General features: G+C 70.3%; 7 protein-coding genes. 5 read left to right on the top strand and 2 right to left on the bottom strand.

Going from position 1 to position 7,629, the window contains the following annotated elements:
* Window positions 1–431: 431 nt before the first annotated feature.
* The 4 genes from ABD908_RS25815 to ABD908_RS25800 all read left to right on the top strand — a co-directional run bounded on the left by ABD908_RS25815 (window position 432) and on the right by ABD908_RS25800 (window position 4,543).
* On the top strand, window positions 432–812 hold the full coding sequence (locus tag ABD908_RS25815; protein ID WP_345001497.1) for a DUF6802 family protein: 381 nt from the start codon (window positions 432–434) through the stop codon (window positions 810–812).
* A gap of 186 nt (window positions 813–998) precedes the next feature.
* The gene (locus ABD908_RS25810; protein WP_345001495.1) at window positions 999–2,843 is read left to right on the top strand and encodes a phosphoenolpyruvate carboxykinase (GTP); all 1,845 of its coding nucleotides are present in this window, start codon (window positions 999–1,001) and stop codon (window positions 2,841–2,843) included.
* Between the two features lie 136 nt (window positions 2,844–2,979).
* Window positions 2,980–4,005, top strand: coding sequence for a phosphatidylglycerol lysyltransferase domain-containing protein (locus ABD908_RS25805; RefSeq protein WP_345001492.1), 1,026 nt, complete (start codon window positions 2,980–2,982; stop codon window positions 4,003–4,005).
* A gap of 67 nt (window positions 4,006–4,072) precedes the next feature.
* Window positions 4,073–4,543, top strand: coding sequence for a hypothetical protein (locus tag ABD908_RS25800; RefSeq protein ID WP_345001490.1), 471 nt, complete (start codon window positions 4,073–4,075; stop codon window positions 4,541–4,543).
* A gap of 18 nt (window positions 4,544–4,561) precedes the next feature.
* Here ABD908_RS25800 and ABD908_RS25795 read toward each other — a convergent pair whose 3' ends face one another.
* On the bottom strand, window positions 4,562–5,131 hold the full coding sequence (locus tag ABD908_RS25795; RefSeq protein ID WP_345001488.1) for a TetR/AcrR family transcriptional regulator: 570 nt from the start codon (window positions 5,129–5,131) through the stop codon (window positions 4,562–4,564).
* 73 nt (window positions 5,132–5,204) lie between these two features.
* Here ABD908_RS25795 and ABD908_RS25790 point away from each other — a divergent pair, with 73 nt between their 5' ends.
* Window positions 5,205–5,981, top strand: a complete 777-nt coding sequence (locus ABD908_RS25790) for a CE1 family esterase (RefSeq protein ID WP_345001485.1) — start codon at window positions 5,205–5,207, stop codon at window positions 5,979–5,981.
* Between the two features lie 3 nt (window positions 5,982–5,984).
* Here the strand turns inward: ABD908_RS25790 and eccA are convergent.
* Window positions 5,985–7,629, bottom strand: a 1,645-nt coding sequence (gene eccA, locus ABD908_RS25785) for a type VII secretion AAA-ATPase EccA (protein ID WP_345001483.1), incomplete at its 5' end; no start/stop codon positions are given.

Raw genomic sequence — 7,629 nt, 5'->3', positions numbered from 1 at the left:
AGTGGTTGTCTTCCTAAGACCGCTTGGCCTCCGACTTCTCGCATGGCCCGCCCCGCCGTCCGTCCGCACCGAGCGGCGGCGCCCCGAGGACGCTGCGATGCTCGTGGTGGGGGCGTCGGCGGGCCTCGGCCTGGGCCGGGCGCTGACGGTGCCGTTCGACCTGGTCGGGTCGCTGCGGGTCGCCGCGCTGCCGGTCAGCCTCGTGCTAGGCGTGGCGCTGGCCCTGTGGCTGGTGCGGGTCCGCCGCCGTGCCGCCGCGCGGAACCAGGCCCGGGCGTGGGCGATCGAGGCGGTGACGGCATGTCGGCAGCGCGTGGAACACGAGATCGCCGCGGCGCTGGTGGCGGCCGAGGCGGCCGCCGGACTGGCGCTCGTCCGGGAGATGGACAGGAGATCGGGAACCGTTCGGGCACCTGATGCGTCCAATTGATGTGAGCGACGGATTCGGCGCATTCCCCGCGGACCCGTTCGGGACCGGCGGCGACCCGTTCGGCGCGGACCTGTTCGCCGACGCTCTGTTCGTCGACGCGGACGCGGCGTCCGGCCCGGGCGGCGACGGGTTGTGGGTGAGCGTGGGCGAGGGCTGGTTCGACGTGGGCGCCGCCGGCGGCGACGGCGTGGTCGACGCCGACGGTGACGGGCGGTGCGACACGGCCACGGTGACCAGCGTTGACGGGCTCGCGGTGTTCAGCGATCTCGACGCCGACGGCGTCGCCGACGTGTATCACCACGTGCACACGGACGGGCGATTCGAGACCTGGACCTACGACGCCGCGGAGGGGTGGAGTCTACTCGACAGGGGAGACCTCTGATGATTCTTCGGTAACGTGTGATATCCCACGTCGAGTGCTTCGACGTGGCCTGATGTGTGACACTGGACAGGTCGAGATCGGAACAACAAACGACGCGACCGGGCTCATCGTGGAGCCGGGCGAGGGCGGCTTCGGCGCGTCTCGCCGGCCTGCAGTGACCGGATAGGCGCTCAGGGAGAGATTTAGATGACGTCAGCAACCATTCCCGGCCTGGACAGGGACTCGATCCCCACCAAGCATGCGAAGCTCATCGAGTGGGTGCGGGAGGTGGCTGAGCTCACGCAGCCCGACCGAGTCGAGTGGTCGGACGGGTCCGATGCCGAGTGGGACCGTCTGAGCAGTGAGCTCGTCGATGCTGGCACCTTCACGCGCCTCAATCCGGCGAAGAAGCCCAACTCGTTCCTGGCGCTCTCCGACCCGGCCGACGTCGCACGTGTCGAGTCCCGCACCTACATCTGCTCCGAGAAGAAGGAGGACGCGGGCCCGACCAACAACTGGGTGCGTCCCGCGGAGATGAAGGCGACGATGACCGAGCTGTACCGCGGCTCCATGCGCGGTCGCACCATGTACGTCATCCCCTTCTGCATGGGCCCGCTCGGCGCCGAGGACCCCAAGCTGGGCGTCGAGATCACCGACAGCGGCTACGTCGTGCTGTCGATGAAGATCATGACCCGCATGGGCACCGCCGTGCTGGAGAAGCTCGGCGACGACGGCTTCTTCGTCAAGGGGTTGCACTCCGTGGGTGCCCCGCTCGAGCCGGGTGAGGCCGACGTGCCGTGGCCCTGCAGCACGACCAAGTACATCACTCAGTTCCCCGAGACCCGCGAGATCTGGTCGTACGGCAGTGGCTACGGCGGCAACGCGCTGCTCGGCAAGAAGTGTTACGCCCTACGCATCGCCTCGGCCATGGCGCACGACGAGGGCTGGCTGGCCGAGCACATGCTGATCCTCAAGCTGATCAGCCCGGAGGACAAGGTCTACTACATCGCGGCCGCCTTCCCTTCCGCCTGCGGCAAGACCAACCTCGCGATGATCCAGCCCACTCTGCCCGGCTGGCGCGCTGAGACGGTGGGCGACGACATCGCGTGGATGCGTTTCGGTGAGGACGGCCGCCTGTACGCGGTCAACCCGGAGTTCGGCTTCTTCGGCGTCGCGCCGGGCACGTCGACCGGCTCGAACCCCAACGCGATGAAGACCATCGAGGCCGGCAACACCATCTTCACCAACGTCGCCAAGACCGACAACGGTGACGTGTGGTGGGAGGGCATGTCCGCCGCCCCGCAGCACCTCACCGACTGGCGCGGCAACGACTGGGAGTCGTCTGCGGCCGAGGGGGAGGACGGCACGATGACCGTCGCCGCCCACCCGAACTCCCGCTACACGGTGCCGCTCGCGCAGTGCCCGTCGATCGCCCCCGAGTGGGACGACCCGCAGGGCGTGCCGATCTCGGCGATCCTGTTCGGCGGCCGCCGCAAGACGACGGTGCCGCTGGTCACCGAGGCGCGCGATTGGAAGCACGGCGTGTTCATGGGCGCCACCGTCGGCTCCGAGCAGACGGCGGCCGCGGAGGGCAAGGTGGGCACCGTCCGGCGCGACCCGATGGCGATGCTGCCGTTCCTGGGGTACAACGTGGGCGACTACTTCGAGCACTGGCTGACGCTGGGCAAGCAGGCCGACGAGTCGAAGCTGCCCAAGGTGTTCTACGTCAACTGGTTCCGCCGGGGCGCCGACAAGCGCTTCCTGTGGCCCGGATTCGGCGAGAACAGCCGTGTGCTCAAGTGGATCGTGGAGCGCGTCGAGGGCACCGCTGAGGGGGTCGAGACGCCGATCGGCACCGTTGCGACGCCTGAGGCGCTCGATCTCGACGGCCTCGAGACCCCGGCTGAGGACGTGGCCGAGGCCCTGGCCGTGAACGTCGACGAGTGGCGCGGTGAGATCCCGTCGATCGAGGAGTGGTTCTCGTTCGTCGGCGACAAGCTGCCCGGGGGTCTGCAGGACGAGCTGGACGCGCTCAAGCAGCGCCTCGGCTGATCACCCTCTCTCGAGGTCACTACCAGCGGTTTGTTGCCGAACCGTTATTGAGTGCCGGGAATCTTCATCTGTGGTTCGATGTTCTTATCTGTCGTGTGGTGTTCGCTGACCGGACGCCGGACGGAGGAGGGGCATCGTGAGGAGTGACGACAGGGAGCGTGCGAGAGACCTCGTGCGCGGCACCGAGCAGGACCCGCTGGCGCCGTTCGTGCTGCGCCCGGAGAAGGAGTACGTCTTCTCGCCCGACGGGCACGCTGCCATCGGGTACGCGCGCCGGCTCGGCGTGCTGGTCGCGGGCGGCGACCCGGTCGGCGAGCCCGACTCCTGGCCCGCCGCGATGGACGAGTTCGCCGCGCAGGCCGGCCGCGGACGGTTCCGCCACCCCATCGCCGTCCTCGGCGCCGGGGAGCGCGCCAAGCCGATGTGGGAGCGGCACGGGCTGCGGGGTATCGCGATCGGCCGCGACGTCGTGATCTCGACCGGCGACTTCGACTTGGTCGGGCGCAAGTTCCGCAACGTCCGCCAGGGTATCCAGCGGTCCCGGAACTCGGGCGTCACCGTCTCGATCTGGCGCGAGGGCGAACTGCCGGCCGACGTGCTGGCCGCGTTGCGTGGGATGGAGCGCCGGCTCGGCCGCGACCCGTCCCGTGGGTTCTCGATGATCCTGGGCCGCATGTTCGACGGGTCCGCGCCGGACGCGGTGGTCGCGGTCGCGTTCGCGCCCGGTACCGGGAGCGGGGTGGACGGTGCGCGCGGTCGCGTCATCGGCGCCCACCGCTACCTGCCGGCCGGGCCGGACCTGTCGCTCGACCTGCCGCTACGCGACCACGGCGCGGGCAACGGTGTCGACGAGCGCCTCACCGCGGAGGTGGTCGCGTGGGGCAGGCAGAACGGCGTCAAGCGGGTGTCGCTGGCGTTCGCGCCGTTCCCGGACCTGTTCGCGGTGAAGGAGGGGTCGCTCCCGGTGCGGGCGGCACAGCGTGCCGCGCACGTCTTCGATCCGATGATCCACGTCGAGCGCCTGTACCGGTACCTGCGCAAGTTCCACGCTTTCGGGCAGCAGCGGTACGTGATGCTGCGGCCCGCGCAGATCCTGTGGGCGGCGGCCGCGTTCATCCTGCTCGAGCTCGGCAGTTACGGCCGGCGCGCCCGGCGCGGCTGAGCACACGTGCGACCCGGCAGCCGGGGTTCATGGCGAGGTCCGGGCCGCCCGGCGTAACTTCGTCTACATGGATCCCCAGACCATCGACGCCGAGTACAGCAAGCTGCAGGGACAGGCGCAGAACACGTCCAACCTCATCCAGAGCCTCGGCAACAAGCTGAACGCCGCCGCCGCGGCGGGCGACCAGAACGCCCGGGAATGGCAACTCGACCTGCGCGAGTTGGCGCTGGCCGTGCAGTCCGAGGAGGTGCAGGCACAGTCCCTGCTGACTGCGATCCACTCGATGGTGGACACGCACGTGCAGCAGGCCCAGTCCGGCTTCCAGCAGCCGCTGCAGCCGCAGTACCAGCAGCCCCAGTACGCCCAGCCTCAGTACACCCAGCCGCAGTACCAGCAACCGCAGTACGCCCAGCCGCAGTACGTGCAGCAGCCCCAGGGCGGCATGCTGCGCCGGTTCCTGGGCGGTGGGTTCGGCAGTGCCATCGCGTCGGGCGCCGGCTTCGCCATCGGCGACGACATCATCAACGACATCTTCTGACCGGCCGAATCCGGCCGGTCACTCGTCGTCGGCGAGAATTCCGTCCAGCATCGCGCGCAGGTAATCGGTCGCCTTGTCCGGGCGCATCCGGGCCGAGTAGCCGATGCCGCAGAGAAGGAGCAGGAGATCGGTCGCGTCCAGACCCGGGCGAAGCGACCCTGCGGACGACTGGACGAGTCGGTCGAACGCCGCGGCCAACTCGTCGCGCAGTGCCGCCGTCTCCGAGCGCTCGAGCGTCGGGGCTGTGGTGATCGTCGCGAACGCCTCGTCCGCGGCGTACAGGGCCAGGGCGTGCGCCATGAACTCGCGCAATGCGGCGACCGGGTCGCGGAGTCGGGTGACGCGTGCCGCGAGTGCGATCAGGTCGGCGAACTGGTGCTCGACCAATCCCTCGCGCAGCGCTTGCGCCGAGGCGAAGTGGCGGTAGACGGTGCCGACTCCGACGTTCGCGCGGTGTGCCACCGCGTTCAACTGCAGAGGCTCCCCGGAGTCGCGCACCTCTCGGGCCACGGCGAGGATCCGATCCCGGTTGCGCGCTGCGTCCTTGCGCAGCCCCCGGGGCTGCGCCGCTGGTTCGGTACGTGCCACCCCTCGAGGATAGAGGCCGAGTCACGCAACCCATAAGTGGATTATTCATCCGTTTGTGATTAGTGTGGCGTTCATGAACCGCGTGAGTATCGACGTCGCCAGCCGGCGGCGCACCTTCTTCCACCTCACTCCGAACGTCCCGAGGGACACAGCGCCGCTGCTGCTCGCCCTGCATGGCACGACCCAGAACGGGCGGCAGATGCAGCGCTTCAGCGGAGGCACGCTCGTGGCTCTGGCCGAGCGCATCGGAGCCGACCTGGTCTGTCTCAACGGCTATCACCGAGCCTGGAACGACGGACGTACGACCAAGTACTCGGCGGCGCAGCGACGCACCGTGGACGACACGGCGTTCGTGCAGGCGGTCGTCGCCCGGTTCGAGCGTCCGGCGCTGGCGATCGGGTACTCGAACGGCGGCCAGCTTGTGCACCGGATGCTGCGGGAGATTCCCGGGACCTTCGTTGGTGCCACGATCGTCGCCGCCGGTCTGCCCGTCGACGACGATTACGAATTCGCCGGCGTCGCCCCGGACTCCATTCCTCTGCTGATGTTCCACGGCACGGGTGACCCGGTCGTCCCCTACGGGGGTGGCGCGACCAGAATGCTGGGCCGCACCCGTGGTGAGGTGCGGTCTGCGCTCGATACCGCAGCCACATATGCCACCGGCGAGCCCGTGGTCAGCAGTACCGGGACGATCGAGCGACGCGACTGGGCGGGCGTCCGCCTGGTCACGCAGATCGGAGCCGGCCACGTGATCCCGAACCGGAAGACGGCACCGACACCCTGGCTCATCGGCCCGTCCCACCACGACCTGGACACCGGCGAGGAGATCCGCGCCTTCTTCGGCCTCTAGAGGCTAGAAGCCGCGGGTAGCGCCGTCCGATACCTGCGCCCCCGCAACGGTGTCGAGCGCGCCGGCGACGTCGGCGGCCTCGATCCGCATCAGGTCCGCCTCGCCGACGGCTGCCAGATCTCCTGCGGAGAGGCGCATCTCGCGCTCCTCCTCGGCGGCCTCGACCAGATTGCGCACGAATCGGCCGTTGCCGAGCGCGTCGATCCGGTCGCGGAGGCCGCCGCACGCGTCCTCCAGCAGTGCGGCGGCGTCGGCCGACAGCACCGAGTCGCGTGCGCGTGCAATGGCTTCCGCGATCTCCGCGAGCTCGGTGGGGGAGTACGACGGGAATCGGACCCGGCGTGCGAACCGCGATGCCAGCCCCTCGTTCGCATCCAGGAACCGGTCGATCTCGGCGTCGTATCCGGCAATGATCACCACGAGGCGGTCGCGGTCGTTCTCCATCCGCGCGAGCAGCGTGTCGAGCGCCTCGCGGCCGAACGCGTCGCCGCCCGAGAGGCCCTCCTGCACAAGCGTGTACGCCTCGTCGATGAACAGGACACCGTCCAGCGCGCGGTCGATCAGAGCCCCGGTCTTGAGGGCCGTGGACCCCAGGTGCTGCCCCACGAAGTCGCGGCGCGTCGCCTCGACGACGGTGTCGGTCGCGAGCAGCCCGAGCGCGCGGTACATCCGCGCGACGATCCGCGCCACCGTCGTCTTTCCCGTGCCGGGCGGTCCGGTGAATGCGAGGTGCAGCGAGCGCGGAGCGCTGGTCAGGCCCCGCGCGGCACGTATCTGTGCGAGCTGCGCGGCCGTCTTCAGCCGCGTCACCTGGGCCTTGACCTCCGTCAGGCCCACCTGCCGGTCGAGCTCCGCCTCGGCGGCGGCCAGCCCGGCGCCGTCGTCGTCGCCCGACGGTGGTGGCGCCGCCGGGTCCCACGGGTCGGCACGGGCGGCGATCTGTTCTGCGGTGGTGAGCATCAGGCGGTAACCGGGGTCGGTGAGCGCGGCGGCCGCCGCGGGCAGCGCGGATGCCGCATACACCCGCTCCAGCAACTCCCGCGCGCCGGCCTCGTCGCCCTGTTCGCGCAGTACCAGGGCCCGGCAGAACCGTGCAGCCGCCGCTGCGCCCGGGACGGGCCCGTCCTCGGCGATCAGCAGCAGACGCGTCGCCTCCGTGAAGTGGCCGAGCTGCGCCGCGGCGGAGCCGGCGAGTGTATGCGCCGCCGCGGCGAGGTAGTCGTCACCCCAACCGTCTGGGCCGCACCCGTCGGCGTCGCCGAGCGCGGTGAGGACGTCCGGCCACCGTCGGGCGGTGAAGTGCAGGATCCCGCGGACGTACCGCTCGACCGGGAGTGATGCCCCTCCGATGCGGCCGTTCCCGGCTGCATCGAGGATGCGTTCCGCGTCGGCGGGGGCTCCGTCCGCGATCAGCCGCGCGGCGTAGGCCACACGCGCGGTAGCGGCGTCGCGCAGCGGGTAGTCGACGTGCATGCCGGTGGGGAACGTGGCGCTCAGGGCGGGTGGCGCGAGCCCGATCCGACGCTGCATCCGCCCGATCGACGCAGCGGTACGGTTCAGCGCGCCCAGGACCTCGGCGGTGAGCTCACCCGCGGCGGCCCGGCCCAGCCATGCGTCCCGGGCGGCCGCGGGTGAGCTCACCGCCGAG

It is taken from the genome of Tsukamurella soli (genome assembly GCF_039541155.1).
Lineage (GTDB): Bacteria > Actinomycetota > Actinomycetes > Mycobacteriales > Mycobacteriaceae > Tsukamurella > Tsukamurella soli.
The sequence above is the reverse complement of the archived record's forward strand: the minus strand, read 5'-3'. Positions and strand labels throughout refer to the sequence as shown.